The 25,430-nt window shown below is 70.6% G+C and carries 27 protein-coding genes and 1 other RNA gene; 12 read left to right on the plus strand and 16 right to left on the minus strand.

Annotation, left to right across the window (positions count from 1 at the left end; genetic code table 11):
• Window positions 1-355: 355 nt before the first annotated feature.
• From CXQ97_RS01375 to CXQ97_RS01425, 11 genes are all read left to right on the plus strand, one after another.
• Window positions 356-904 carry a DoxX family protein gene (locus CXQ97_RS01375; RefSeq protein ID WP_104179048.1) on the plus strand — a complete coding sequence of 183 codons (549 nt, stop codon included), beginning with the start codon at window positions 356-358 and terminating at the stop codon, window positions 902-904.
• Between the two features lie 5 nt (window positions 905-909).
• Window positions 910-2,259 carry a 3-phosphoshikimate 1-carboxyvinyltransferase gene (aroA, locus tag CXQ97_RS01380; protein ID WP_104179049.1) on the plus strand — a complete coding sequence of 450 codons (1,350 nt, stop codon included), beginning with the start codon at window positions 910-912 and terminating at the stop codon, window positions 2,257-2,259.
• Window positions 2,256-3,386: a ribosome small subunit-dependent GTPase A gene (gene rsgA / locus CXQ97_RS01385; protein WP_104179050.1), complete on the plus strand. Its 1,131-nt coding sequence runs from the start codon at window positions 2,256-2,258 to the stop codon at window positions 3,384-3,386. Before aroA ends, rsgA begins: the two co-directional genes overlap by 4 nt.
• Before the next feature lie 186 nt (window positions 3,387-3,572).
• Window positions 3,573-3,776: a cold-shock protein gene (locus CXQ97_RS01390; protein ID WP_043446208.1), complete on the plus strand. Its 204-nt coding sequence runs from the start codon at window positions 3,573-3,575 to the stop codon at window positions 3,774-3,776.
• 142 nt (window positions 3,777-3,918) lie between these two features.
• Window positions 3,919-4,728, plus strand: a complete 810-nt coding sequence (gene hisN / locus CXQ97_RS01395; RefSeq protein WP_104179051.1) for a histidinol-phosphatase — start codon at window positions 3,919-3,921, stop codon at window positions 4,726-4,728.
• Between the two features lie 27 nt (window positions 4,729-4,755).
• Window positions 4,756-5,520 (plus strand): class I SAM-dependent methyltransferase, encoded by a 765-nt coding sequence (locus tag CXQ97_RS01400; protein ID WP_104179052.1) that lies wholly within the window; start codon window positions 4,756-4,758, stop codon window positions 5,518-5,520.
• A gap of 31 nt (window positions 5,521-5,551) precedes the next feature.
• Complete coding sequence (locus tag CXQ97_RS01405; RefSeq protein ID WP_104179053.1) at window positions 5,552-6,475, plus strand: metal ABC transporter substrate-binding protein; 924 nt, start codon at window positions 5,552-5,554, stop codon at window positions 6,473-6,475.
• Window positions 6,472-7,245: a metal ABC transporter ATP-binding protein gene (locus CXQ97_RS01410; RefSeq protein WP_104179054.1), complete on the plus strand. Its 774-nt coding sequence runs from the start codon at window positions 6,472-6,474 to the stop codon at window positions 7,243-7,245. The genes CXQ97_RS01405 and CXQ97_RS01410 overlap by 4 nt, the downstream gene beginning before the upstream one ends.
• A gap of 1 nt (window position 7,246) precedes the next feature.
• Window positions 7,247-8,197 carry a metal ABC transporter permease gene (locus CXQ97_RS01415; protein WP_104179055.1) on the plus strand — a complete coding sequence of 317 codons (951 nt, stop codon included), beginning with the start codon at window positions 7,247-7,249 and terminating at the stop codon, window positions 8,195-8,197.
• A complete protein-coding gene (locus tag CXQ97_RS01420; protein ID WP_104179056.1) occupies window positions 8,197-8,961 on the plus strand; it encodes a metal-dependent transcriptional regulator in 765 nt (254 codons plus the stop codon). Before CXQ97_RS01415 ends, CXQ97_RS01420 begins: the two co-directional genes overlap by 1 nt.
• 194 nt (window positions 8,962-9,155) lie before the next feature.
• On the plus strand, window positions 9,156-10,256 hold the full coding sequence (locus tag CXQ97_RS01425) for a glutamate--cysteine ligase (RefSeq protein WP_104179057.1): 1,101 nt from the start codon (window positions 9,156-9,158) through the stop codon (window positions 10,254-10,256).
• 75 nt (window positions 10,257-10,331) lie between these two features.
• On the opposite strand, the gene CXQ97_RS01430 is transcribed toward CXQ97_RS01425, so the two are convergent.
• The 16 genes from CXQ97_RS01430 to CXQ97_RS01500 form a co-directional block, all read right to left on the minus strand.
• Complete coding sequence (locus tag CXQ97_RS01430; RefSeq protein ID WP_104179058.1) at window positions 10,332-12,467, minus strand: alpha-galactosidase; 2,136 nt, start codon at window positions 12,465-12,467, stop codon at window positions 10,332-10,334.
• 39 nt (window positions 12,468-12,506) lie between these two features.
• Window positions 12,507-12,734: a hypothetical protein gene (locus CXQ97_RS19325; RefSeq protein WP_146069548.1), complete on the minus strand. Its 228-nt coding sequence runs from the start codon at window positions 12,732-12,734 to the stop codon at window positions 12,507-12,509.
• A 78-nt stretch (window positions 12,735-12,812) separates the two neighbouring features.
• Window positions 12,813-13,180, minus strand: a transfer-messenger RNA (tmRNA) gene (ssrA, locus tag CXQ97_RS01435).
• Window positions 13,181-13,313: 133 nt separating this feature from the next.
• A complete protein-coding gene (locus tag CXQ97_RS01440) occupies window positions 13,314-13,688 on the minus strand; it encodes a hypothetical protein (protein WP_104179059.1) in 375 nt (124 codons plus the stop codon).
• Window positions 13,685-14,158 carry an SsrA-binding protein SmpB gene (gene smpB / locus CXQ97_RS01445; RefSeq protein ID WP_104179060.1) on the minus strand — a complete coding sequence of 158 codons (474 nt, stop codon included), beginning with the start codon at window positions 14,156-14,158 and terminating at the stop codon, window positions 13,685-13,687. Before smpB ends, CXQ97_RS01440 begins: the two co-directional genes overlap by 4 nt.
• 71 nt (window positions 14,159-14,229) lie before the next feature.
• A complete protein-coding gene (locus tag CXQ97_RS20505) occupies window positions 14,230-15,801 on the minus strand; it encodes a M23 family metallopeptidase (protein ID WP_306739457.1) in 1,572 nt (523 codons plus the stop codon).
• A 28-nt stretch (window positions 15,802-15,829) separates the two neighbouring features.
• The gene (gene ftsX, locus CXQ97_RS01455) at window positions 15,830-16,744 is read right to left on the minus strand and encodes a permease-like cell division protein FtsX (RefSeq protein WP_104179062.1); all 915 of its coding nucleotides are present in this window, start codon (window positions 16,742-16,744) and stop codon (window positions 15,830-15,832) included.
• On the minus strand, window positions 16,741-17,445 hold the full coding sequence (ftsE, locus tag CXQ97_RS01460; protein WP_104179063.1) for a cell division ATP-binding protein FtsE: 705 nt from the start codon (window positions 17,443-17,445) through the stop codon (window positions 16,741-16,743). The genes ftsX and ftsE overlap by 4 nt, the downstream gene beginning before the upstream one ends.
• A 171-nt stretch (window positions 17,446-17,616) precedes the next feature.
• Entirely contained in the window at window positions 17,617-18,732 is a 1,116-nt protein-coding gene (gene prfB / locus CXQ97_RS01465) for a peptide chain release factor 2 (protein WP_104179064.1), read from the minus strand.
• A 65-nt stretch (window positions 18,733-18,797) separates the two neighbouring features.
• Window positions 18,798-19,328 (minus strand): pilus assembly protein TadG-related protein, encoded by a 531-nt coding sequence (locus CXQ97_RS01470; RefSeq protein WP_104179065.1) that lies wholly within the window; start codon window positions 19,326-19,328, stop codon window positions 18,798-18,800.
• A complete protein-coding gene (locus tag CXQ97_RS01475; RefSeq protein WP_258062118.1) occupies window positions 19,325-19,816 on the minus strand; it encodes a hypothetical protein in 492 nt (163 codons plus the stop codon). The genes CXQ97_RS01470 and CXQ97_RS01475 overlap by 4 nt, the downstream gene beginning before the upstream one ends.
• Window positions 19,797-20,222: a TadE family protein gene (locus CXQ97_RS01480; RefSeq protein WP_104179067.1), complete on the minus strand. Its 426-nt coding sequence runs from the start codon at window positions 20,220-20,222 to the stop codon at window positions 19,797-19,799. The genes CXQ97_RS01475 and CXQ97_RS01480 overlap by 20 nt, the downstream gene beginning before the upstream one ends.
• Window positions 20,223-20,225: 3 nt before the next feature.
• Entirely contained in the window at window positions 20,226-20,447 is a 222-nt protein-coding gene (locus tag CXQ97_RS01485; RefSeq protein ID WP_104179068.1) for a hypothetical protein, read from the minus strand.
• Between the two features lie 125 nt (window positions 20,448-20,572).
• Window positions 20,573-21,514 carry a type II secretion system F family protein gene (locus CXQ97_RS01490; protein WP_258062119.1) on the minus strand — a complete coding sequence of 314 codons (942 nt, stop codon included), beginning with the start codon at window positions 21,512-21,514 and terminating at the stop codon, window positions 20,573-20,575.
• A complete protein-coding gene (locus CXQ97_RS01495) occupies window positions 21,511-22,368 on the minus strand; it encodes a type II secretion system F family protein (RefSeq protein ID WP_104179069.1) in 858 nt (285 codons plus the stop codon). The genes CXQ97_RS01490 and CXQ97_RS01495 overlap by 4 nt, the downstream gene beginning before the upstream one ends.
• Window positions 22,365-23,591, minus strand: a complete 1,227-nt coding sequence (locus CXQ97_RS01500) for a CpaF family protein (RefSeq protein ID WP_104179070.1) — start codon at window positions 23,589-23,591, stop codon at window positions 22,365-22,367. The genes CXQ97_RS01495 and CXQ97_RS01500 overlap by 4 nt, the downstream gene beginning before the upstream one ends.
• A 318-nt stretch (window positions 23,592-23,909) precedes the next feature.
• Here CXQ97_RS01500 and CXQ97_RS19730 point away from each other — a divergent pair.
• The coding region (locus tag CXQ97_RS19730) for a hypothetical protein (RefSeq protein ID WP_104179071.1) at window positions 23,910-25,430 on the plus strand (1,521 nt) is incomplete at its 3' end.

Here is a 25,430-nt window from a genome sequence, read left to right on the forward strand (position 1 = left end):
GAGCTGGAAATCCGGTCTGTCGACCGTCGCGGTCCGTGCTTCCGTCATCCGTGCGTCCCCTTCCCCCTGCTGCCTCAGCTGTCTCCGTTACCCCTCTTCCAACCTGCTCGCAGACCCTTCTATTCCTGCGGACCCTTCCCGGCCCCGGTCCTGCTCCGTTCACCGGACGGGTGCGCGACCCCCGGGGCAGGTCGGGGGCGGCGACCCCGACGCACATCGGAGCCGCGTCCACGCGCCAGGTCCCGGGATCGCCCCGGCCGATGCGGCGTGTAAAACTAGACCCAGCGTGCTGAGTCCCCGTGGAGCAGTACAGAACCGATGACCGGCGGACGCCGCCGGCAACCAGGAGGCAGTTGTGACCCTTGTCCGCGTAATCGCCCGACCCCTGCTCGCCAGCAGCTTCGTGTTCTCCGGTGTGGACCGGCTGCGCACTGCGGGTGCCACGGCCCCGCAGCTCAAGCCCGTCCTCGCGAGCGTGTCGAAGGTCGTCCCGGCGGCCTCCGCCCTCACCGACCACGAGAAGCTGGTGGGACAGGTCCTCGGCGCCACGCAGGTCGGGGCGGCACTCCTGCTCGGCATCGGCCGGTTCTCCCGCGTCGCGGCACTGCTGCTGACCGTGACCGCCACGGTGAACGCCCTGGTCGACTTCCGGTCGGCGGACGCCTCCACGCCCGCGGCCAAGAAGGCCCGCCGGGCGCAGCTGCTCAAGCACCTCTCGCTGATCGGTGCCGTCCTGCTCGCCGCCGTCGACACCAACGGACGGCCGGGTATCGCCTGGCGCGCCGAGCACCTCGCCCTGGACGCGAAGAAGAACGCCGCCGGCTTCCGCAGGGACGCCCGCAAGCAGCTGAAGAAGGCCGACCTGGCCGTACGCAAGACCGCCGCCGACGTCGTCGGCTCCTAGGCGACATGACGGCCGGCTCAGACGGGGTGCCCGACGCGGACCTGTGGCGGGCGCCCCGCCTGACGCATCCCGTGGACGCGGAGATCTCGGTGCCCGGGTCCAAGTCCCTCACCAACCGCTACCTCGTGCTCGCCGCCCTCGCCGACGGCCCGTGCCTCCTGCGAAGGCCGCTGCACTCACGTGATTCGGCGCTCATGGTCGACGCCCTGCGCGCCCTCGGCGCCGTCGTGGACGAGGTGCCGGGCGACGGCGGCTTCGGCCCGGATCTCCGCGTGACCCCCCTGCCCGCCGGACCGGGATCAGCGGTCGACCGCGCCGTCGACTGCGGCCTCGCGGGCACGGTCATGCGCTTCGTCCCGCCCCTCGCAGGGCTCGTCGCCGGAACCACCCGCTTCGACGGAGACCCGCACGCCCGCCGCCGCCCGATGGGCAGCATCGTCGCGGCACTCCGCGGCCTCGGGGTGACGGTCGACGACGGCGGTTCCGGCGCCCTGCCGTTCACCGTCGAGGGCGACGGGCACGTCCGTGGCGGACGGCTCGTCATCGACGCGTCGGCGTCGTCCCAGTTCGTCTCGGCGCTCCTCCTCGTGGGCGCCCGCTTCGCGGAGGGACTGCACCTCGAGCACGTGGGCAAGCCCGTGCCCAGCCTCGACCACGTGGCGATGACCGTGGAGACCCTGCGGTCCCTCGGCGTGGCCGTCGACGATTCGGTGCCGAACCACTGGCGCGTCTCCCCCGGCCCGATCTCCGCCTTCGACGTCGACGTGGAACCCGACCTCTCCAACGCCGGGCCGTTCCTCGCGGCCGCCCTGGTCACCGGCGGTACCATACGCGTGCGGAACTGGCCCGAGGGGACCACCCAGGTGGGCGACGCCTGGCGTCGGATCCTGCCGCTCATGGGGGCGCGGACCGGCCTCGAGGACGGTGTCCTGACCGTCACCGGCGGCCCGTCGGTCTCCGGTGGCACGTTCGCGGACACCTCCGAACTCGCCCCGACCGTCGCGGCCCTGTGTGCGCTGGCGGACTCGCCGTCGACCCTCACCGGCATCGCGCACCTCCGGGGGCACGAGACGGACCGGCTCGCAGCGCTCGTCGCGGAGATCAATGCGCTCGGCGGGGACGCCGAGGAGACGGCCGACGGCCTGGTCATCCGGCCCGCGCCCCTGCACGGCGGCGTCTTCCACACCTACGACGACCACCGCATGGCGACGGCAGGAGCGATCATCGGGCTGGCCGTGGACGGCGTCATGGTGCAGGACATCGGCACCACCGCCAAGACCCTCCCGGAGTTCCCCGCGCTCTGGGCCGCCGTCGCCGGCACTGCAGCTCCTACGGGCACGGCGGCACGGGCATGAGCGAGGCCGGGAACCGCCGCGGATCCCGCGCGTGGGACGAGTCCGACGTGCGGATCCGCCCCAACAAGAAGGGCACCCGACCGCGCACCAAGACGCGCCCCGCCTACGACGACGCGGTGACCGGTCGCGTGGTGACGGTGGACCGCGGCCGGTACACCACCGTCGTCGACGAGGACACCCCCGGCGAGCGGACCGTAGTCGCCGCGCGGGCCCGCGAACTGCGCCGCAACGCCGTCGTCGCCGGGGATCTCGTGGCCCTCGTCGGCGACCTCTCCGGCGGTCCGGACTCCCTCGCGCGCCTCGTGCGCATCGAGGAACGCTCCACCGTCCTGCGCCGCAGCGCGGACGACACCGACCCCGTCGAGCGGGTCGTCGTCGCCAATGCGGACCAGCTCGTGATCGTCGTCGCCGCCGCCAATCCGGAACCGCGTACGGGCTTCATCGACCGCGCGCTCGTGGCCGCCTACGACGCCGGGATCGAGCCGCTCCTGTGCATCACGAAGGCGGACCTCCGCGACCCGGCCGCCCTGCTCGCCAACTACGAGCACCTCGACCTGCGCGTCATCATCAGCAGGACGGACGACGGCCCCGGCATCGAGGCCACGTCCGACGACGGCGAGTCCGCACGCCTCTCGCACGGCGCCGTTGACGCCCTGCGGGACGAGCTCGACGGGCAGGTCAGCGTGCTGCTCGGCCACTCCGGCGTGGGCAAGTCCACCATGGTCAACGCCCTCACCGGATCCACGCGCGCCACGGGCGGCGTGAACGCCGTCACCGGCAGGGGACGCCACACGTCGTCGTCCGCCCTCGCCCTCAAGGCGGCCGACGCCGCGCCGGGCACGTGGATCATCGACACCCCGGGCATCCGGTCCTTCGGCCTCGCGCACGTGGACGCCGGCCGTATCCTCAAGGCGTTCCCGGACCTCGAGCCCGGCACGGAGCGCTGCGAGCGCGGATGCCGGCACGACGACAACGCCGTCGACTGCGGCCTGGACGGCTATGTCGAGGAGGGGCTCGCGGGCGACTCCGGGCCGGTCCGGCTCGCCAGCCTGCGGCGCCTGCTGACCGCCGGCATCGCCGACCCGCGGGGCAGTGCGCACGACGCCAAGGAGCTCGGGCAGCAGTGACGCGGGTCACACGATGCCGGACACCGGGCCCGGGCCTGTTACGGTAGACGCAGTTGTTGTTTGCGCATTAAATCTCTAAGCCTTGACCCTCCACCTGGAGTTCGACAGCTTTTTTGATAAGCGGGTAACGAACACCACGATGAGCCCCCGAACGTCGGGGCGCTCTCCCAGGTAAGGATGTATGACATGGCTACTGGCACAGTGAAATGGTTCAACGCCGAAAAGGGCTTCGGCTTCATCGCTCCCGAGGACGGCGGCGCTGACGTGTTCGCCCACTTCTCCGCGATCAACTCGAACGGCTACCGTTCCCTCGAGGAGAACCAGAAGGTCAACTTCGAGACCACCCAGGGCCCCAAGGGTCCCCAGGCCGAGAACATCACCGTTCTCTAACTCCTTCCGTGCCGCCCTGCGGCGACGGATCGGAAGCCACCGCGCGGCGCGAGCCCGCGGTGGCTTTCTGCTGTCCGGCGCCGGACGCCCCGCCCGCGCCCGCAGCGCCTGCTGCGCCCGCCCAGACGATAGGTTGAACGGTATGAGTTTCACGCAGGGCTACAACGACGACCTCCGTCTCGCCCACATCATGGCCGATTCGGTCGACGACCAGACCATGTCGCGCTTCAAGGCGCTCGACCTCCGCGTCGAGACCAAGCCGGACCTCACGCCCGTGACGGACGCCGACAAGAGCGCGGAGGAGGCCATCCGCGGCCAGCTCTCCCGTGCCAGGCCCCGCGACGCCGTCCTCGGCGAGGAATTCGGCAGCACGGGCTCCGGCTCACGCCGCTGGGTCATCGATCCCATCGACGGCACCAAGAACTTCGTCCGGGGTGTCCCGGTGTGGGCCACCCTGATCTCCCTGATCGACGACGGCCGGCCCGTCGTCGGCCTGGTGAGTGCACCCGCACTGGGCAAGCGCTGGTGGGCGGCCGAAGGGACCGGCGCCTACACGGGCAAGTCGCTCGCCGCGGCACAGCGCCTCCGTGTGTCCAACGTGTCCCGGCTCGCGGATGCCTCCCTGTCCTACTCCAGCCTGTCCGGGTGGCGGGAGCGCGGTGCGCTGGCCGAGTTCGTGAATCTGACGGACCGCGTCTGGCGCACGCGTGCCTACGGCGACTTCTGGTCCTACTGCCTCGTGGCGGAGGGCGCCGTGGACATCGCCTGCGAGCCGGAGCTGAACCTCCACGACATGGCGGCACTCGTACCCATCGTGACCGAGGCCGGCGGCCGGTTCACGTCGCTCGACGGCGAGGACGGGCCCTTCGGCGGCAACGCCCTCGCGACCAACGGATCCCTGCACAGCGAGGTCCTGCGGACCCTCAACCCCGATGTGGATGACCTCCTCTAGCAGGCCGGGCGACCCGCAGGACACGGCGTGGTGAAGGGCGGACCGCGCCTCGACGAGCAGCGCCGGCGGGAGCTGGCCGACGCCTACCTCTCCGGCGCCGGACGCTACGACCGCGTCCGTCCCGGCTATCCCGCGGCCGTCGCCGACTGGATCGTCCCCGGGCCTGCCCGCCGGGCGGCCGACATCGGGGCCGGGACCGGCATCTTCACCGCACTGCTGGCCGACCGTGGGCTCGACGTGACCGCCGTCGACCCGTCCGAGGACATGCTGGCCGTCCTCTCGACCCGACTGCCCGGCGTGCCCGTTCTCGTCGGCACCGCCGAGCACTCGCACCTGCCCGATGCCGCCGTGGACCTGATCACGCTCGCGCAGGCCTGGCACTGGTGCGACCATCCCTCGGCGGTCCGGGAGGCCGCCCGCGTCCTGGCCCCCGGTGGGCGGCTCGCCCTGCTCTGGAACCAGCTCGACGTCTCGCTCCCCTGGGTGCACCGACTGTCCCGCATCATGCACGCGGGCGACGTCTACTCACCCGCATACCGCCCGGTGTTCGGGCCGTCCTTCGGGCCACCCGAGGAGCTCCTGGTGCACTGGTCACAGGAGCTGACCGTCCCCGGCATCCTGGAGCTGGCCCGATCCCGCAGCCACTACCGGCGCGCCTCGCCTGCGGGACGGGCCCGCGTCGAGTCGAATCTGCTCTGGTACCTCACCGAGTACCTGGCCTTCCCGCCCGACGCCGTGGTGCGGCTCCCCTACTACACCCATGCCTGGCGATCGTCTTTGCTCGCCGCCTAGATTTCGGTGTGCCTCAAGACTATTTTTAGGTATGCCTCAAAAGTGGTGGCGGGGAGCGACGTCGGTGCGCCTCGCGTGGTGCCTCGTCCTCGTCGCCGTGCTGAGCGGTTGCGGGGCCTCACCTGCCCGCCAGGAACCGGTCGACGACCGCCCCCTCGTGCTCACCACCTTCTCGGTGCTCGCGGATCTCACCGACAGTGTCGCCGGGGGCCACGTGCGGGTCGAGTCGATCACGAAGGTCGGCGCCGAGATCCACGGCTACGAACCGACGCCCTCGGACCTCGTCGGGGCCCAGGACGCGGACCTCATCCTCGACAACGGGCTGGGACTCGAGCGGTGGTTCGAACGCTTCCTCACCGCGGTCGATGCGCCGCACGTGGTCCTGTCCGACGGCGTCGAACCCCTGGACATCCGCTCCGGCGACTACAGCGGGCGCGCCAATCCGCACGCCTGGATGTCGCCGCTCGCGGCGCAGACCTACGTCGACAACACCGTCGAGGCCCTCTCCGGGCTCGACCCCGACCATGCAGGGGATTTCGAGGCGAACGGGCGGCTCCTCAAGGAGGAGCTCGCCGACCTGCTGGCGGCCTTCCGCGCCGACATCGCCCGGGTGGAGGCTCCGGCGCTCGTGACCTGCGAGGGCGCGTTCTCCTACCTCGCCCGCGACGCAGGGCTCGCGGAGGCGTTCATCTGGCCGGTCAACGCCGATTCCGAGGGCACGCCCCGGCAGATCCGCGAGGTGATCGCCTTCGTGGAGGAGCGCGGCGTCCCGACGCTCTTCTGCGAGTCCACGGTCAACGCCTCGGCGCAGGAGCAGGTGGCCCTCGCGACGGGGGCGGAGCTCGGTGGGACCCTCTACGTGGACTCGCTGTCCGAGGCCGACGGGCCCGTGCCGACGTTCCTCGACCTCATCCGGTACGACCTCGAGACCATCACGGAAGGACTCGCACGATGACGATCAACGCCGATCCCGGCGCTCCGGTACTCGACGTCCGGAACCTGACCGTCCGCTACAACGAGGTCCACGCGCTCGACGACGTCTCCCTGACGCTGGCGCCCGGCAGGATCTGCGGGCTGATCGGGGTCAACGGCTCGGGGAAGTCGACCCTGTTCAAGGCCCTCATGGGACTCCTGGTCCCGCAGGACGGCAGCGTCGGACTCTTCGGGACGAGCACCACGCACGCCCGGAAGCAGGGCCTCGTCGCCTACATGCCGCAGGCGGAGGAGGTCGACTGGACCTTCCCGGTCTCCGTGTCCGACGTCGTCGCCATGGGCCTGTACGGGCGCCTCGGGGCCTCCCGGCGCCTCGGTGCCGCCGAGCGGGCCGCCGTCGGCGACGCCCTGGACCGGGTGGGCCTCACGGCGTTGAGGAGGCGGCAGATCGGCCAGTTGTCCGGCGGACAGCGCAAACGGGTGTTCATCGCGCGGAGTATCGCGCAGGACGCCCGGCTGCTCCTGCTCGACGAGCCGTTCGCCGGCGTGGACCAGGCCAGCGAGCGCACCATGACCGGTCTCCTGAAGGGACTCCGGGACGAGGGCCGCTCGGTACTGGTCTCCACGCACGACCTCGCGGGCGTACCCGCCCTGTGCGACGAGGCGGTCCTCCTGCACCGGCGGGTCCTGGCGTCCGGCGAGCCCTCGGAGGTGCTGACGCAGGGCAACCTCGCCCGGGCCTTCGGCGCGGCCCCCGAGGGCACGGCGGCGGCGTCGGACGGAGCGTTCTGACATGGACGTCCTCGCCTTCCTCCTCGAACCGCTGCAGTACGGGTTCCTCACCCGGGCCCTCGCCGTCACGGTCGCCGCGGCCGTCGTGGCCGCCGTCCTCTCGTGCTGGCTGATCCTCATGGGGTGGTCCCTCATGGGAGATGCGGTCTCGCACGCCGTCCTGCCGGGCGTGGCCCTCGCGTACATCCTCGGGATCCCGTTCTCGATCGGCGCCTTCGTCTTCGGTGCGGGTGCGGTCGCCCTCATCGGGATCGTCCGGTCCACCACGAAGCTGAAGGCCGACACCGTGATCGGGGTGGTCTTCACCGCCCTCTTCGCATCCGGGCTGGCCATCGTCTCCGCGACGCCGTCGCAGATCGACCTCATGCACATCCTGTTCGGCAACGTCCTCGGCGTGTCCGCGGGGGACGTCCTGCAGGTGCTGGTCCTCGGTGCCCTCACCCTCGCCGTCCTGCTGTTCAAGCGGCGGGACCTCACCCTCCTGGCGTTCGACCGAACGCACGCGCACGTGATCGGGCTCAACATCCGGTTCCTGACGGCGCTGCTGCTCGGCCTGCTCGCCCTCACCGTCGTCGTCGGCCTGCAGGCCGTCGGGATCATCCTCGTCGTGGCCATGCTCATCACGCCGGGCGCCACGGCCTTCCTGCTCTCCCGCAGCTTCGACCGCATGCTGGTGATCGCCGTCGTCCTCACCGTGGCGGCCTCCGTGTCCGGTATCTACGCCAGCTACTACCTCGACATCTCCACGGGCGCGGCGGTGGTGCTGTGCCAGGCGCTCGTGTTCGCCGCCGTCTACCTCTTCGCACGCCCCGACGGTCTCCTCTGGCAGGTGCGGCGGCGGTCGGTCGCGCGTACCCGGACGCGCGCCGGCCGACCGCCCGGGTCCCGGACGGATCCGCGCACGGGATCCCGTACCGGATCGGGCACCGCCACCCGCGGGCCGGCCGCCTGATGGCGAGCCGCAGGGGTGCCGTCCTCAGCATCGAGTCGACCAGCGTGCAGGACTACGTCAAGGCCATCTACACCTTCACCGAGTGGCAGTCGACGCCGATGACGGCCACGCACCTGGCCGCACGCCTGTCCGTGGCCAATTCCTCGGTCACGGGGATGGTCGCCAAGCTCGTGGACCTCGGTCTCGCGGAACACCGCAAGTACGGTCCCGTCGGCCTCACCCCCTCCGGCCGGGTGCTCGCCCTCGCCATGGTGCGGCGGCACCGGCTCATCGAGGCCTTCCTCGTCACCGAGCTCGGGTACGGCTGGGACGAGGTGCACGACGAGGCCGAACTGCTCGAGCACACCGTCTCCGACGCCTTCATCGAACGGCTGGACGCCAAGCTCGGCCGCCCCGGGCGCGACCCCCACGGGGATCCCATCCCGACGGCCGACGGCTCCGTCCGGTACCCGCCGGCACACCGGCTCGACGGCGTCGACGACGGCCACGCCGGCAGGGTGGCGCGGGTGAGCGACGACGACCCCGAGGTCCTGCGTTTCCTCGGACGGCACGGGATCGGCCTCGACGACGAGGTGCAGCTGGTGCGGCACGGCGTGGGGTCGGCGCTCGAGCTGCACGTCGGCGGGGCGCCCGCGCCGGCTTCCGCGCGGGCTTCCGGCGCGGCATCCGACCGGACCCTCACGGTGGACGAGGCACTCACCCGCTCCGTGTGGATCGAGACCACGGTCCCCCATGAAGGCTGCACGCTCTCCGAGCCGCGCTGACCCCGCCGGGACCGGCACGGTGCGGCACGGGCCACGGCACGGCACGGCACGGCACGGCACGACACGGCATGGCACGGCGCGACACGGGCCACGGTGCGGTCGAGTCGCCCGTGCGCGGTACCCGCTCCTAGACTGGGCGGACTGCGCGCTCCTCGCGCCCGCCATGTCCCCGACGTCCACGGATGGAGTCCCCCATGACCACACTCGGACTAGAGGAGGAGTACCTGCTCCTCGAACCCGCGTCCGGGTTGCCCGCGCACCGGGCCACGGAGGTGCAGGGACTGCTCGAGGCCGTCCCGGAGATCGGCGAGGACGAGATCCAGCGGGAGCTGCTGTCCTGCCAGATCGAGACGGCGACACCCGTGTGCGAGACCCTGGCGCAGGCCGAGGAGTCCCTGCTGAACTTCCGCCGGACGTTCGCCGACGCCGCTGCACGCGCCGGGACCCTCGGGGCGGCCACCGGAACGGCCCCGTGGATCCGGCAGGGCTACCCGGAACTCACGGACAAGCAACGCTACGAGGACCTGCGCGCCACCGCGCCCGGTATCGTGGGGGACCAGTTCGTCAACGGGCTGCACGTGCACGTGGGCGTACCCGACCAGGAGCGTGGGGTGCAGGCGCTCAACCGCATCCGCCCCTGGATCCCCCTGCTCACCGCACTCGGGGTGAACTCCCCCTACTGGCTCGGCCGGGACAGCGGCTTCGGCAGCTGGCGCGTCATCCACTACCGCCGCTGGGCCGTCCAGGGCGTGGCACCCTACTTCGCGGACGCCGCGGACTACGAGCGCCGCATCACCGCCATCAGTGCCACCGGTGCCATCCTCGACCGCGGGGTCCTCACGTGGATGGCGCGACTCTCGGACCGTTACCCCACCCTCGAGCTGAGGGCCTGCGACGTGCAGCTCGAGGCGCGGGACGCCGTGCTCATCGGCGCGCTGACCCGCGCCCTGGTGGTCACGGCCCTGCAGGAGGCCGAGACGGACGCCGTGCCCCTCGTCCCCGATCCCGAGCTGCTCGATGCGGCGCTCTGGCAGGCCGCGAGGGACGGGATGGAACACCACCTCGTGGACCTCTCCACGGCGGAGCGGGTACCCGCGCGGGAGCATCTCGCGGCCTTCCTCGACCACGTCGGTGCAGCGCTCGAGGCCGAGGGCGACACCGCCTGGGTCGAGGCGGGACTCGCGGCCCTGGCCGAGCGCGGCACAGGGGCGGAATGCCAGCGCCGGGCCATGCACGAGGGCGGCATGGAGTCGCTCCTGGGACTCTACGGCCGGACCCTCACGGACGGGGCCTGACCACTCCGGCGCGGGACACCGCCGGGCAGCCGCGCCGGATCCCCGGACCCGGCGCGGCTGCGAGGGCGCGGACGGTCACGCCGCCCGGAACGCGATCAGCAGGGTCTGCTCGGGCAGCAGCACGGGCGCCTGGAGCCCCGCCTGCGCCAGCACCCGGCCGGACAGGCGCAGCGGCGCACCGTCGAGTGCCGACTGCAGCCAGGCGAGCGGCGACTGCCCGTTGCCGGGGTGCCCCTCCTCCGGGACGGCCGGCTCCACGGTGTACAGCGTGCCCGGGTCGAGACCCGGGAAGGTCAGTGGACCGGGCGGGTAGCTCGCGCTCGAGCCCGTGAGGGAGTACCCGAAGAGTGCCCGCCGGCGGTCCTCGGAGACGATACCCCGCAGGTCCATCGCCGGGTCCGCGAGATCCGCGTGCACGACGGCGCCGCGGTGCAGGTCGCTGCGCCACGACCGGTGGAGATCGACGTACCGGGCGAGGATCCCGTACTCGGCGGCGGTGAGGTCGGAGATGTCCCACTCGATGCCGTAGTGCCCGAAAACGGCCGTTCCGGCCCGGAAGGGCAGGGTGTGGGCGCGGCCGGTGGAGTGCGAGACCGGCCCGCCGATGTGCATCCCCATCAGTTCCGGGGGTACGACGAGACCGGTGTACTTCTGGTTGACCAGCCGTTCGATCGGGTCGATGCAGTCGCTCGTCCAGATCCGGTCCGTGCGCGCCAGGATGCCGAGGTCCACCCGCGCCCCGCCCGAGGCGCAGCTCTCGATCTCGAGCCCCGGGTGGCGCCGCCTCAGTTCGTCCAGCAGCCGGTAGAGCGCCATGACATGCCGGTGCACCCCGGCCTGCCCGGTCCGCGCGTCCGCTGCCTCGAGCAGGTCCCGGTTGTGGTCCCACTTGACGTAGGCGATGTCGTTGGTGGACAGGATGTCGTCGAGGCGTTCGAGGATGTACGCGTAGGCGTCGGGGTGGCCGAGGTTAAGGACCTGCTGCTGCCTCCCGGGCAGGGGCAGACGCCCCTCGGGCCGGAGGATCCAGTCCGGGTGTGACCGCGCGAGGTCGGAGTCGGGGTTCACCATCTCGGGCTCGAACCAGAGCCCGAACTCCATGCCGAGTGCGCGGACATGGTCGATGATCGGCGCGAGGCCGTCGGGCCAGACGGTCCCGTCCACGTACCAGTCGCCGAGGCTCGATGTGTCGTCCCGCCGGCCGCGGAACCAGCCGTCGTCGAGCACGAACCGTTCGACACCGAGGGAGGCGGCCCTGTCGGCGAGGGCCGTGAGGCGCGGGAGGTCCAGATCGAAGTACACGGCCTCCCACGTGTTGAGCGTGACGGGCCGCGGGCGCTGCGGGTGCGCGGGCCGCGCCCGGAGGTCCCGGTGGAAGCGGCCGGAGAGTTCGTTGAGCCCGTCGCCCCACGACCCGGTCGCCTCGGGCGTGGCGTAGCTCCCGCCCGGCGCGAGCACGACCTCGCGGGGCGACAGTACCTCGCCCGCCGCGAGGAATGCCGGACCGGCGGGTGTCTTCTCGGCGAGGACCTGCTGGTTGCCGCTCCACGCGAGGTGGACGCCCTGCACATGCCCGTGCTCGAACCCGAAGCCGGGGGCTCCCGCGGCGAGGAGCACCGTCGCGTCCGCGCCGGGCCGCCCGCGGCGGCTGGTGCGTGAATAGGTGCCGGCGGTCAGGGCGTGCCGCTGGGGGGTCCGCTCCCGGAGGTGGCGGCCGGTGGTGTCCAGGACCTCGGCCGCGGTGTGGTGGAGCGGGAAGAAGAGGGTCAGCGAGCGCACCTCGTACTCGTCGTCGCCCGTGTTGGTGAGCACGAGGCGCTGTGTGAACAGGCCCGATGCCGTGAGGCCCACGTGGGCGGTCAGCGCCAGCCCGGCGTCGTCGTCGCGCGCCTCGATGACGGCCGACCCGGACCCTGGCGCGCAGTCCACGGACACCACGGTGAACCTCGGGTGGAGACGGGCTCCCGAGCGGTCCCCCGTCAGCCCGGGCGTACCCTGCCAGCCCGCGGATTCGAGGGGCAGGAGGGTGAGGCGCGCCGGGACGTCGATGCCGCCCGAGACCCGTTGCGGCTGCTGCGCGGCGGCGAGGGCGGCCGGGTCCGTGGCGCCGAGGTCGGGGCCCCAGTAGCTGAGGGCCGGGAGTCCGTGGGGATGGGGCTCGAGCACCACGCTGGTGCCTCCGCGCGAGAGGTGGAGGGGTTCGAAGGTCATTGCTTATTTTTATCGTGTAATTAACTGACCGGCAACACGCTACCGCTCGCGCGTGTCCCGCCGCAGCAGGCCGACGATGAGGCACAGGAGGCCGAGCAGGAGCGGCACCAGGGTCAGCAGGGTGTGGGTGCCGCCGAGATAGCTCATGACGAAGATGTAGACGAACGTCCCGCCGACGAGGATCCAGCCGATCACGATCAGAGCGCGGCCCCTGTGGGGCGGCGGCAGCGGCGGGAGCCACGACGGCGGCCTGTCAGTCCAGCTCATGGCCCCAGTGTAGTTCGCGTCCGGGAGCACGGGGACGACGAAGCGCCCCGCCGAGTAGTGGCGGAGCGCTTCGTGGGGTGGTGGAGATGGCGGGAATTGAACCCGCGTCCGATGCAGTGTTGTCAGGGCTTCTCCGGGCGCAGTTCGCGTCGGTTTTTCTCGGCTTCAGTCATCGTGCGAACGAGTGGCTGCCAAGCCCAGTTGTATAAGTGTCCCCCCGGTCCCTACAACGAGGACCGGGAGCAGTGGCCCTCTAAATGACGCCAGTATCCGGGGCGAGAGCAAACCCGGGCTGACGGACTAGTCCGGCTGCTTAGGCAGCGAGAGCGAAGTCAGTGCGCTTTTGTTCGGCACTTATTGTTTTACAAGGAGCGTTTACGAGATAACCCTGTGTCCTCGGCCCGCTTCCCCTGTCGCGACTAACATCGTCGAAACCTGTCATCCCCATGTTCAGTTATCAAGTGATCCCTGCGTCGGGAGGCCCACCGGCCGTCCGACTCCAGAAGTCTACCGCACGTGCCGGGTACGCCGGGAGGACTTCGCCGAGGGAGGACGGCGCCGAGGGAACACGACCTGGGACTACCCGCCCAGCGTGAGCCCGAGGACGACGACCGGTGCCTGCCAGAGGCGGACGACGACGAAGGCGAGGGTGACGAAGGCGATGCCGAGCGCCGCGAGGGCGGTGGTCGCCGCCTGCTTGCGGCGGAAGCTCCACCAGAAGATGGCGATGTTGAGCAGGAGCAGCAGGGGCGAGACCCAGACGAGCACCTGCGCGAAGAAGACGTAGACCAGGAAGACGAACGGGATCAGCGAGAGGACCCCGACGGGCACCACGACGAGGAGCAGCAGCAGGTCGAGCAGGGCTCCGGCCGTTACCCACCAGGGACGCCTGTACCTCAGTTCGGAGACCTCGGGCTCCTCGTCCTCCTGGGATTCCCAGAAGACGTCACTCACGCGCCGAGGTTCTTCTCGCGCATGGCGCGCAGCGCCTCCCGGTTGTCCTGCTTCTCCCGCAGAGTCTGCCGCTTGTCGTAGTCGCGCTTGCCCCGGGCCACCGCGATCTCCACCTTGGCCCGGCCATTGAGGAAGTAGAGCTGCAGGGGGACGAGGGTGAATCCCGATTCGCGGATCTTCTGCGAGATCTTGGTGAGTTCCTCGCGGTGCAGCAGGAGTTTCCTCCTGCGGCGCGCGGCATGGTTGGTCCAGCTGCCCTGCGAGTACTCGGAGATGTGGATGCCCTCGAGCCACAGCTCGTCACCGTAGAAGACCGCGTAGCCGTCGATCAGGGAGGCACGGCCGGCGCGCAGGGATTTCACCTCCGTGCCCATGAGGGCTATGCCGGCTTCGTACGTGTCGAGCACCGCGTAATCGTGAAAGGCCTTCCGATTGGTGGCCACCACTTTCCGGCCACTTTCCTTCGGCACGGCGACTCTCCTTCTTGCGACACTGCTGCGGACGGCGGTCCGCGGGTGGACAGTGCCTTCCATCCTACGACCTAGAACAAGCCGATCGGGTCCACGAGGGTGCCGTTCAGCATCGTCTCGAAGTGGAGGTGGCATCCCGTCGAGTTGCCGGTGGTCCCGGTGTAACCGATGAGCTGCCCGGCGCTCACGCGCTGCCCCGCGGACACCAGGTAGTTCGTGAGGTGGTAGAAGTTCGTCGCGAGGGCGTTCCCGCCCACCACACCGTGGTTGAGGACGATCCGGGTCCCGGCGCCGGGCAGGACGCCGGAATCCGCGTACCAGACCTCGCCCGCCGCCGGGGCGTAGAGGGGCGTACCGCAGCCCACGCCGTAGTCGATCCCGGTGTGCATGTACCCGCCGGTGCCGTTGAAGTCGATGGTGCCGACCGGCGTCGGGCGGAACCCGAAGCCCGAGCTGATCGGGGCGCTGACGGGAGCCCGAAGGCCGAAGGCGTCGGGGCCGGACGGCGCCGCCTCCGGCGCGGGTGCCGGCGCTGCCGGGACGACCGGCACGACCGGCGCGACGACCTGGGGCTGCACGGGCGCCGGCGCGGGCCGGTCGGCGGCCTCCGCCTCCGCTGCCCGGCGCGCCGTCTCGGCTGCTGCGGCCGCCTCGGCCTCCGCCTGCAGCCGGGCCTGTTCCGCGGCCGCGGCGGCCTCGGCCTCCGCGCGGAGTCGCTCCTGCTCGGCCTTCTGCCGTGCCTCCTCGGCCTTCTGCCGGGCTTCCTCCGCCTTGCGGGCCTCCTCGATCAGGCGGCGCTGGCGTTCGGCGATGTCGGCGTTGACCTGCTGCTGGGCCTTCTCGACGCCGGCGAGCTTCGCCTCGATGACGGGCTTCTGTTCCTGCAGCTTCGCGGAGAGCGCGGAGGTGTCGGCGACGAGCCTGTCCACCTTGCCCTTCTCCGCGGCGGCCGCGTCCCGTGCCGACTGCTCCGCGGCGAGGGCGGCGTCGGCCTTCTCCTTCAGCTTCGTGATCTCGGCCTCCACGGCAGCGAGGCGGGCCTGGCTGTTCGCGTTCGTGGCGTTCTGCTCCGAGAGGCGTTCCATGGCGGCGTTCTGGCTGCGCAGGGCCTGGTCCACCAGGTCCATCGACTCCGTGAAGTCCTCAACGTCGTCGGCCCCCATGAGCAGGGACACATTGGTGGGGACCCCGCCGTTCTTGTAGGCCTCGGTGGCGATCTGGCCGATGACCTCGCGCGTCTCGTCCATCTCCTGCCGGTCGGCGCGCAGTTCCTCGGTGATCTTGTTCTTCGTCTCCTGCGCCAGTTCGACGCGGCCGGCCAGCACCTCCGCCTCACCGGCGGCCGTCTCGACCCTGCCCTGCGCGTCGCTGAGCGCCTGCTGGGCGGCCGGGAGCCGGCCCTGGTAGGTCCTCAGCGTCCCGATCGTCTCGGCGATGTCCGAGTCCAGGTACTCCATCGACTCCTGGACCTCGGCGATCTCGTTCTCGAGCGCACTCCTGCGGTCGTCGAGTTCGTCGGCGACGACGGGCGTGCTGAACCCGAGGGCGAGCGCGACGACGAGGGCGATGGAGCTGCCCGCCGTCCCGCGGACCACGAAGGTCTTCCTGTCCTGCCGGGCCCACCAGGCTTCTGGTGAGCGCACGTGTCCCCTGGCGCTGAACGGCATGATGCTAGACCTTTACGTATCGTCGGAGGGTGAGCAGGGATGAGAGCCCTGCGAGGACGGCCCCGAGCAGGATCAGCGCGGGGACGAGGATCAGGACCTGCTGGGACGAGATGAACGCCGTCTGCGGGAACGTCTTCACGAGCCAGCCGTCGATCAGGAACTTCGAGGCACCCCAGAGGGTCGCCGACGCGAGCACCGCGCCGATCACCGCTGCGATGACGCCCTCGAGGACGAACGGCAGCTGGATGACCGCCTTCGACGCCCCCACGAGGCGCATGATGCCGGTCTCCCGGCGTCGGCTGAACGCCGAGAGCCGGATGGTGGTCGCGATGAGCAGGATGGCGCAGAACGTCATGACGCCCGCGATCACGAGCGAGACGACGGACGCCCAGTTCATGTACCGGAAGATCGCCTCGAGGAAGTCGCGCTGGTCGCTGACCGCGTCGACGCCCGGCTCCGAGGAGAAGGCCTCGTCGATGACCTCGTACTTCTCGGCGTCGACCAGGCTGACGCGGAACGACTCGGGGAGCTGGTCCGCGGTGACGGAGTCGACGATCGGCGAGTTCGCGAACTGGTCGCGGAAGTGGCCGAGTGCCTCCTCCTGCGATTCGTAGGTCACCGTGTCGACGTACTGGGCGAACTGCTCGGACTCGAGCGTGGCCTCGATCGCGGCGCGCTGGTCCTCGGTCACCGGACCCGTGGCGCAGCTGGCCTCCGACGAGTTGTCGACACAGAGGTAGATGGTGACCTGGACGCGGTCGTACCAGTAGCCCTTCATCTGGCCGATCTGCAGCTGGAACAGCCCGGCCGCGCCCACGAACGTCAGGGAGATGAAGGTCACGAGGATCACGGACGTGACCATGGAGAGGTTCCGGCGGATGCCCGAACCGATCTCGGACAGGATGAACGCGAGCCTCACTCGACCACGGCTCCGGCGTCGCCCACGTAGATGCCCTGGGCGTCGTCGCGCACCACGGAGCCGCTGCGCAGCTCGACGACACGCTTGCGCATGGTGTTGACGATGTCGTCGTCGTGCGTGGCCATGACCACCGTGGTGCCGTTCTGGTTGATCCTGTCGAGCACCTTCATGATGCCCATCGACGTCGTCGGGTCCAGGTTGCCGGTCGGCTCGTCGGCCAGGAGGATCCCCGGCCGGTTGACGATGGCGCGCGCGATCGCGACGCGCTGCTGCTCCCCGCCGGACAGCTCGTGGGGCATGCGGTTGTTCTTGCCCTCGAGGCCGACGGTCGCGAGGACGTCGGGCACGGTCTCGCGGATGACGGCGCGGCTCCTGCCGATGACCTGCATCGCGAACGCCACGTTGGCGAAGACCGTCTTGTTGGGGAGCAGGCGGAAGTCCTGGAACACGACGCCGATCCCGCGGCGGAGGCGGGGCACGCGCCAGCTGGGGATGTTGGCGACGTTCTGGCCGGCGACGTACACGGCGCCCCGCGACGCGCGGTCCTCCTTGAGGACCAGGCGGATGAAGGTCGACTTCCCGGAGCCCGAAGCACCGACGAGGAAGACGAACTCGCCGCGGTCGACGTCGAGGGAGACGGCGTCGAGGGCGGGGTGCGACTGCTGGTCGTAGGTCTTCGTGACGTTATCGAATCGGATCATGATCGCTCTGCGCCCAGGTGTGCGCCGGGCACGGGCATTGGCTGGGGGAAGGAAGCCGCGGCTCCTCGACTATAACGACAGCACCATCGGGCGCCCACTACCCTGCCGGTGTGTCGCGCGCAAGACCGCCACCCCGAAAACAGGTGGTCTGCCCCTACATTCGCGTAGCGACTACGCGGCGTCGTTGCGGTTGTTGGTGCGCCAGCGGATGCCCGCGTCGATGAAGTCGTCGATCTCGCCGTCGAAGACGGACGAGGTGTTGCCGACCTCGTGGTTGGTCCGCAGGTCCTTGACCATCTGGTACGGGTTGAGGACGTAGGACCGCATCTGGTCGCCCCAGGAGGCCTTCACGTCCCCGGCGAATGCTTTCTTCTCCGCGTCCTCCTGCTCCTTCTTCAGCAGCAGGAGCCTCGACTGGAGCACGCGCATGGCGGCGGCGCGGTTCTGGATCTGCGACTTCTCGTTCTGCATGGACACCACGGTGCCCGTGGGCAGGTGGGTCAGGCGCACGGCGGAGTCGGTGGTGTTGACCGACTGGCCGCCCGGGCCGGACGAGCGGAACACGTCGACGCGGATCTCGTTGTCCGGTACCTCGATGACGTCCGTCTGCTCGATGAGCGGGATGACCTCGACGGCGGCGAAGGACGTCTGCCGGCGTCCCTGGTTGTCGAACGGGCTGATGCGGACGAGGCGGTGCGTGCCGGCCTCGACCGACAGGGTGCCGTACGCGTAGGGCGCCTTCACCTCGAACGTCGCCGACTTCAGGCCGGCCTCCTCGGCGTAGGACGTGTCGAGGACCTGCGTCGGGTAGCCGTGGCGCTCGGCCCAGCGGAGGTACATGCGCAGGAGCATCTCGGCGAAGTCCGCGGCGTCCACCCCCCCGGCTCCCGAGCGGATGGTGACGACGGCCTCGCGCTCGTCCCACTCGCCCGCCAGCAGCGTCACGATCTCGAGGTCGTCCAGGGACTTGCCGAGGGAGACGAGTTCCCGCTCGGCTTCGGCGAGGGAGTCCTCGTCGCCTTCGTCCTGCCCGAGCTCCACGAGGACCTCGAGGTCGTCGATGCGGCTCTCGAGGGTCTCGAGGCGTTGGAGGGCCGACTGCCGGTGGGACAGCTTCGAGGTCACCTTCTGCGCTGCGGCGGGATCGTCCCAGAGGTCTTGGGCGCCGGCTTCCTCGCTCAGCTCCGAGATGTCCTTGCGGATCCCCTCGACGTCGGAGACCTGCTCGATGGACGTGTACTTGGCCCGGAGGGCGCGGATCTCTGCGGGAAAATCGGTGGCTGCCATGGTCCTTCCAGCCTACGTCATCGGCCCGGGGCGCCAGGAGTGCGTACCGCGTCGGCGGTGGACGGTCAGCGGGTGAGCTCGGCTCGTGCGTCGGCCCGGGCAATGATCGGGATGCCCTCCGGTACGAGGAAGTTGACGATGGGCGGGCGCACCACCGCGGTGAGCACCACGCGGGCGGTGCGTCCGTCGGGTGCGCCCGTCGCGGGGTCGACGGCCAGCTGGGCGAGCCGGGCGCCGGCCCCGGTGGCGGCGAGGTAGCCCGCGGCAGATTCCTCGACGCCGGAGTCCTGCAGCGCCGGCAGCGGCGTCGTCGCTCCCGTACCCGCCCCGCCCCCGATCCCACCACCGATCCCGACGTCGATGCTGTAGTCGTCGGCGGCGGCGAGCGCGGCGCCGTCGGCGGCCGAGAGCAGCTTCTTGTGCTCTATATATACGGACGACACGGCCAGCACGACGGTGACGACGAGCAGCGAGACGAGGAGGTAGCCGATGACCAGGACCCCGACCTGCCCGTCCTCCCGCCGGTCCGACCCCGGCCCGCGCCCGCGGCTTCCGGGGGACACCCGCCCCCGAGCCGGCGCGCTCTCGGGGGTCATCCGAACCGCTCGATGATCTGCGTCGCGGCGGCGTCCACCGTCACTGCGGCAGGGTGCGTCCCGGCGACGGCCGGGATCAGCGGGAGCGGGACGCCGAGGCTCACGACGACGGTCACGGTCGAGCCCGGTGCCAGGCATTCGGCGCTGCAGGCGATGTCGACGTCGGCCTGCTCCTCGGTGAACCCGAAGTCGGCGAGCGCGATGCGCACGGCCTCGCGGGCCCTCGTGTCGGCGTCCTGCGGCGTCGGCGCGTCCACGAACACCTTCGCCGCCTGGTCCGCGGCACCGACGACGGCGAACGACCCGCCCTGCAGCCGGCCCACCGTCAGCACCAGGTAGACGACCGGGACCAGGAGCAGGACGCCCAGGAACACGAACTCCACGACGGCGCTCCCCCGCTCGTCCATCCCCCACCGTGCGTGCGCGGGGACCCGACCCCGGCCGGCCATCCCGTCGGAGGGGTTCGGCTCAGGAGGGTAGGGCTGCATGTCCGCGCACCTCCATGACGCCGGCGGGGCCGATGAGGCCGATGACCGGCAGGGGTGCGCGGACCACCACCTCGAGCGTCCTGACACCGGCGACGGTGCTCTCGCCGACGGAGATGTCGGATCCGTACGCGTCGGCCAGTGATCCGCGGATCAGCTCCTGGGTGCGGCCCACGGCGTCCTGCGGACTGCGATCCGCCAGCGTGCCGTAGCGGGCTCCCGACGCGGCGGCGTCGATGAGGGTGTTGCGCACGTGGAGGACGAGCGTCAGCTGGACGATCGCGATGAAGACGACCGTCAAGAGTCCGCCGATCAGGGCGAAGTCCACGACCGCGGCACCGCGCTCGCCGCCGCTGCGACGGCGTCGGTCGCGGGACGGCAAGGGCTGCACCGCAGCGAGGGGCTGCATCGCCTAGGGCGAGACCTGGTCGATCGCCTGGTTGAACAGGCCCTCGAGGGCCGGCCCCGCGATCGCGAGCAGGGCCGCGACGAGGACGGCCGACATGAGCGTGATCATCACCCAGCCGGGGACATCGCCGCGTTCGCGGTCGTCCCCGGGTACCGCCCGCATGGCCGACACCGCCATCGCGAGGAGGAGCAGGATGATGCGGTGTGCGCCGGTCAGGATTCTCATGGTGCTTCCCCCTCGTTGTCGTGGTGCCTTGTCGTGGTGCCTTGTCGTGGTGCCTTGTCGTGGTGCCTTGTCGTGGTGCCTTGTCGTGGTGCCTTGTCGTGGTGCCTTGTCGTGGTGATGCGGAGTCAGAAGCCGAGGTTGATGAGGGCGATGCCGGGATACACGGCGAACAGGACGGTCAGCGGAAGGACGCCGAAGACCAGCGGGACCATCATCGCGATCTCCTTCTTGCCCGCCGATTCCATCAGTTCCCGCTTGGCCAGGTCGCGGACGTCCTGCGCCTGGGCGCGCAGGACGTCCGCCAGCGGCGTCCCGCGCTGGACGGCGACCGTGATGCCGTCGACGAACCGGGCGAGCGGGGCGAGACGGGTCCGGTTCGAGAACTCCTGCAGCGCCTCGACGAGGGGCTTGCCCGCGCGCGTAGCGGCGAGGACGAGGGCGAACTCGCCGGCGAGTTCACCTGTCGCCGTCCTGCAGATGCGCTCCAGCGCACCGGTGGCACTCTCCCCGGCCGACACCGCGAGGGCCATGAGTTCCGCGAGGCTCGGGAACTCGGCCAGCATGCGGGCCTCGCGCCGCCTGATGTCCGCGGACAGGAGGTAGTCGCGTCCGACGAACCCCAGGACGGCACAGCCCAGGACGAGGAGGACCGCCAGGGGCAGGTTGGCCGAGCCCGACGCGGCGAGGAGGACCATGACGAGGGTGGACCCGGCGAGTCCCCCCGCGGCCCAGAGCAGTTGCTGGGCCCGGAAGTCGGTCGTCGTCTGGCCCCGACCCGCCTGGGCCAGCCTGCGCGACAGCGTCGCCGCCGCCGGGTTGAACCGGTGCGACCACGACACCGCGTCCGCGAGGAGCGGGCGGAGGATGCGTTCGAGCGGACCGAACGGTGTGATGTTCGCAGGCGCCTCGGCGAGCAGCCGGGACTGCACGTCCACGGCGCGCAGTTGCGGGGCGATCCGTTGGGTCAGGGTCACCGGGCGCATGATCGGCAGCCGCACGAGGACCAGCCACAGCCCCACGCCCAGCAGGAGTCCCGCGAGGGCGGCCAGGGCAGTCACGGGGCTCACCGGAGGACCCGCTCGTCCTCGGGTAGTGCCCCGATGCGCAGCATGATCCTGTAGCAGACCACGGAGATCAGCAGCCCCCCGAGCAGGACCACCGCCCCGCCCGCCGAGTTGTAGGCTCGGACGGCTTCCGGCCGGGTCGACAGGAGCATCAGGACGAACCACGGCGCGGCGACGGCGAGGCGGGCAGCATTGACCGTCCAGGACTGCCGTGCCTCCAGCTCGCTGCGCGTCCGGGCTGCGTCCCGCAGGAACTCGGACAGCGTCCCGAGGAGCCGGCCCAGGTCGGATCCGCCCACTTCGCGCGTCAGCCGGAGAGCCTCGACGATGCGGTCGGCGACCGGGTCCGCCAGGCGCTCCTTGAGCCGGTTCAGGGCGTCGTCGAAGCGCCCGCCCGCCCGGTAGTCCGCGCCGAAGGCCCGGAAGGCGGGCCGCAGTTCGACGGGCCCCTTCTCCCCCAGCTGGATGAGCGCTTCCGGGAGGGAGAGGCCGGCCCGGATGGCGGACCGGAGATGATCGACGACATCGGGCCACAGCTCGCGGAGGGAGGCCGTGCGCCTGGCGGCACGCCACCTGACGATCGAGAACGGGAGGAACCCGCCGAACAGCGCGAAGCACAGGGCGATCGGCGCGGAGCCGGTGAGCACGAATCCGATCAGCAGGACGACGGCCCCCACCGCTGCGCACGAGGCGATGAGGCCGTTCCCGGAGACGCGCTCGACACCGGCGCGCAGGAGGAGGTCATCGAGCACCCGCCGTCGAGCCGGTGCCCTCCGCTCCGTCACCGGGCGCTCCCAGCAGGACCACCACACGAGGAAGAGACCGGCACCGAGCGCGACGCCGACGGCGGTGCTCATGCGCGGGCCCCGAGAAGGGACGACACGTCGACTCCCGCCGCCGCGAACTTCTCCTCGGCCGGCATGCCGCTGGCCGTGAGTCGCAGCTCGCCGTCCACGCGGCGGAAGACGGGGGACGATTCGATGACACCGTTCTCGACGCGGCGGCCCAGTGCCATGATCTCCAGAACGCGCCGCTGGCCTCCCGGAAGACGCGCGCAGTGCACGACGAGGTCGATGCACGACGCGACCGTGGGCACGACGAAACTGCTCGAGATGTTCTCGCCCGCCAGGAGCGGCAGCGTGCAGATCTTGGTGACGGCGTCGTGCGCGCTGTTGGCGTGGACGCTGCACATCCCCGGGAGGCCGCTGTTGAGGGCGATCAGCATGTCCAGGCTCTCCGCCTCCCGAACCTCGCCGACGATGAGACGGTCCGGCCGCATGCGGAGGGCCTCCTTGACGAGGCGTCGCAGGGGTATCTCCCCGGTCCCCTCCAGGTTGGGCTGCCGGCACTGGAGACCGACGACGTCGCGTAGGGGCAGCTGCAGTTCGAAGATCTCCTCGACCGTGATGACCCTCTCGCGCGGGCCGATCGACGCGCCGAGGCAGTTCAGCAGGGTCGTCTTCCCGGCCTGCGTGGCCCCGGACACGAGGATGTTGAGGCCGCTCGCGACCGCCGCCCCGAGGAAGCGGGCCGCCTGCGGGCTGAGCGTCCCCAGCTCCACGAGGTGTTCGAGGCGTGAGGCACGGGCGATGAACTTCCGGATGTTCACGGACCAGTGCCTGCGGGTCACATCAGGGATGACCACGTGCAGGCGGGAGCCGTCGGGCAGCGAGGCATCGACGAAGGGTGAGGAGAGGTCCAGGCGGCGTCCCGAGGACTTCAGCATCTTCTCGACGAGGTCACGCACCTGGCGGTCCGTGAGCGAGAGCGCCGTGAGCTGTGATTCGCCGTCGCGCGCGATGTAGACCTCCGACGGCGCGTTGATCCAGATCTCCTCGATGGTCGGATCGTCGAGGAACGGCTGGAGGGCGCCAAATCCGGCCACGGCGTCGTAGATCTGCTTGCGGGCGACATCGAGACGGCCCAGCGGAGGAAGGACACCGAGGACCGAACGCTCGTCGTAATCGGCCACGGCGTCGTCGACCAGGTGCTGGACCTCCGCGACCTGGAGGGCCGGGTCGAGACCGCGCCTGCGGATGAGCTCGCGCACCTCGCCCTCGACCATGCCCACAGCATCCATCGACATCCCTCATAGGTCGTCGGTCCGCCGTCGGCGCGGTGGCGGTCCTTCGGTTGCCCCTGCTGGGGCTCACCCTACTGAAGGCGACCTGGCCGGACCAGAGTTCCGGGCACTTGTGGATACTGCCTCGCTGCTTGGATCTACACCCGTTCCTACCCCCCGGGCACGCGACACGCCGGGTGCAATACAGGCGAAGGCGCAGGTTTTACCTAAGATTCTGCAGTCACTTCCGAATCGTTAGTCACATGGGTCACATCTACGTAGTCTTTCGGGGATTTCACTTAGCTGGCTAACGCCCGGATTCTGCTGGAGAAACCCGTGACCCTGCCCTCCCCCGTTCGGCTTCTGTGCGCGGCCCTACTGTCCTTCGGTCTCGTGGGCAGCGCGGTTCCCGCCGTCGCCGACGACGTCCTGCCGACACCGTCGACCACTGCTCCGGCTCCCTCCACGACGACCGCTCCGGCCGTCCCGTCCGCTCCACCTGCCCCACCCGCGTCGCCGGCACCCGCCGTTCCGACGGCCCCGGCGGCGCTCCCGACGGATCTCCCCACGAGCGAACCCGCGCCGGCGGCCACGGCACCCGCACAGGACGAGGTCACCTCGTTCGTGCCGGACCTGAACTGGAACCCGCTCGCGGACCCCGACTCCAACGCGCGGTACGGCGAGCACTACACCGAGCCCGTCACCCCCCTGAAGGCGGCGTCGCCGCTGAGCGTGGACGGCAGTTCGGGCAGCGCGGCCATCGCGCCCCGGGCCGGCGAGTTCAAGGTCACGCTGGTCACCGTGCAACTGTCGGGGAAGACAGTTGCGGACACCAACGCGATCAACATGACGGCTGCACGCAATTCGATCACGAGCTCCAACGCCTACTGGAACTCCGCCACCGCCGGACGCCTCTCCATGAAGCAGGTGAACGAGTACCGCCACGTCTCCGCCGCGAAGATCACCGATTCGTACGGCACGATCATGGCGACCGTGACGAAGGAACTGAACTGGCAGTACCGGGCGTACGAGTCCCTCGTGATCTTCGTGCCCCACGCGGACCTCAACTACGGCGGCTCCTGGGGCATCCTCGGTGGCGGCTTCACCGACGGGCCGACCAGCGGGCGCGTCATCATGCCGTACCCCTCCGCGCTGACGAACAACGTCGTGACGCACGAGTTCGGCCACGTCCTCGGGCTGCACCACGCCAACTCGCTCTCCTGCTCCAACGCCCGCTCCGACGTCGCCCGCTCAGGGGCGTCATGGGCCGACTCGGCCTGCTACTCGGCCGAATACAGCGACACGTCCGACCTCATGGGCTACGCCCAGATCAGCTCCCCCCGGATCAACGCCTTCCTTTGGGAGTACGGGGGCTTCGGCCGTGGCGACGAGATCCAGGACCTCGGCCGGGTGTCCGACAGCCGCCAGGTGACCCTGCGCCCGTGGGCGGGCACCTCGTCCGACCGCGCGGCGAAGTTCACCGACCCGGCGAGCGGCGAGGTGTACTACCTCGAGCTGCGGGCACCCGAGGGCTACGACGCCCAGACGGCCGTGAACGGGAACCGCGGGGTGAAGATCACGAAGCAGGACATCCTCGGGTGGTCCGGGAACGCCTCCATCGTGCTCACCCCCAACAGCCGCGTGTCGGGCTGGGGCAACAGCTCCCTGACCTGGCAGGCAGGGCAGACCTTCACGGCGCATTCGGGCACCAAGATCCGCATCGACAGCGTCAGCAACACGGACGCCCGCATCACGATCGAGCCCATGCAGTCGTCGGTGACGGTGGCGGGGCCGTTGGTGGCGGCTTCTGCTGCGCGGACGCCGGCGATCGGCAGCGCCCTGTCGGGGCTGGTGTGC

The sequence above is a fragment of the Arthrobacter sp. B0490 genome (genome assembly GCF_002929355.1).
Lineage (GTDB): Bacteria > Actinomycetota > Actinomycetes > Actinomycetales > Micrococcaceae > Arthrobacter_D.

Bases quoted from the DNA above. Each gene is read 5' to 3' on its own strand.
- aroA (WP_104179049.1), top strand. From the start codon at position 910: ATGACGGCCGGCTCAGACGGGGTGCCCGACGCGGACCTGTGGCGGGCG.
- rsgA (WP_104179050.1), top strand. From the start codon at position 2,256: ATGAGCGAGGCCGGGAACCGCCGCGGATCCCGCGCGTGGGACGAGTCC.
- CXQ97_RS01390 (WP_043446208.1), top strand. From the start codon at position 3,573: ATGGCTACTGGCACAGTGAAATGGTTCAACGCCGAAAAGGGCTTCGGC.
- hisN (WP_104179051.1), top strand. From the start codon at position 3,919: ATGAGTTTCACGCAGGGCTACAACGACGACCTCCGTCTCGCCCACATC.
- CXQ97_RS01405 (WP_104179053.1), top strand. From the start codon at position 5,552: ATGCCTCAAAAGTGGTGGCGGGGAGCGACGTCGGTGCGCCTCGCGTGG.
- CXQ97_RS01410 (WP_104179054.1), top strand. From the start codon at position 6,472: ATGACGATCAACGCCGATCCCGGCGCTCCGGTACTCGACGTCCGGAAC.
- CXQ97_RS01415 (WP_104179055.1), top strand. From the start codon at position 7,247: ATGGACGTCCTCGCCTTCCTCCTCGAACCGCTGCAGTACGGGTTCCTC.
- CXQ97_RS01420 (WP_104179056.1), top strand. From the start codon at position 8,197: ATGGCGAGCCGCAGGGGTGCCGTCCTCAGCATCGAGTCGACCAGCGTG.
- CXQ97_RS01425 (WP_104179057.1), top strand. From the start codon at position 9,156: ATGACCACACTCGGACTAGAGGAGGAGTACCTGCTCCTCGAACCCGCG.
- CXQ97_RS01430 (WP_104179058.1), bottom strand. From the start codon at position 12,467: ATGACCTTCGAACCCCTCCACCTCTCGCGCGGAGGCACCAGCGTGGTG.
- CXQ97_RS19325 (WP_146069548.1), bottom strand. From the start codon at position 12,734: ATGAGCTGGACTGACAGGCCGCCGTCGTGGCTCCCGCCGCTGCCGCCG.
- ftsE (WP_104179063.1), bottom strand. From the start codon at position 17,445: ATGATCCGATTCGATAACGTCACGAAGACCTACGACCAGCAGTCGCAC.
- prfB (WP_104179064.1), bottom strand. From the start codon at position 18,732: ATGGCAGCCACCGATTTTCCCGCAGAGATCCGCGCCCTCCGGGCCAAG.
- CXQ97_RS01470 (WP_104179065.1), bottom strand. From the start codon at position 19,328: ATGACCCCCGAGAGCGCGCCGGCTCGGGGGCGGGTGTCCCCCGGAAGC.
- CXQ97_RS01475 (WP_258062118.1), bottom strand. From the start codon at position 19,816: ATGCAGCCCTACCCTCCTGAGCCGAACCCCTCCGACGGGATGGCCGGC.
- CXQ97_RS01480 (WP_104179067.1), bottom strand. From the start codon at position 20,222: ATGCAGCCCCTCGCTGCGGTGCAGCCCTTGCCGTCCCGCGACCGACGC.
- CXQ97_RS01485 (WP_104179068.1), bottom strand. From the start codon at position 20,447: ATGAGAATCCTGACCGGCGCACACCGCATCATCCTGCTCCTCCTCGCG.
- CXQ97_RS01495 (WP_104179069.1), bottom strand. From the start codon at position 22,368: ATGAGCACCGCCGTCGGCGTCGCGCTCGGTGCCGGTCTCTTCCTCGTG.
- CXQ97_RS01500 (WP_104179070.1), bottom strand. From the start codon at position 23,591: ATGGATGCTGTGGGCATGGTCGAGGGCGAGGTGCGCGAGCTCATCCGC.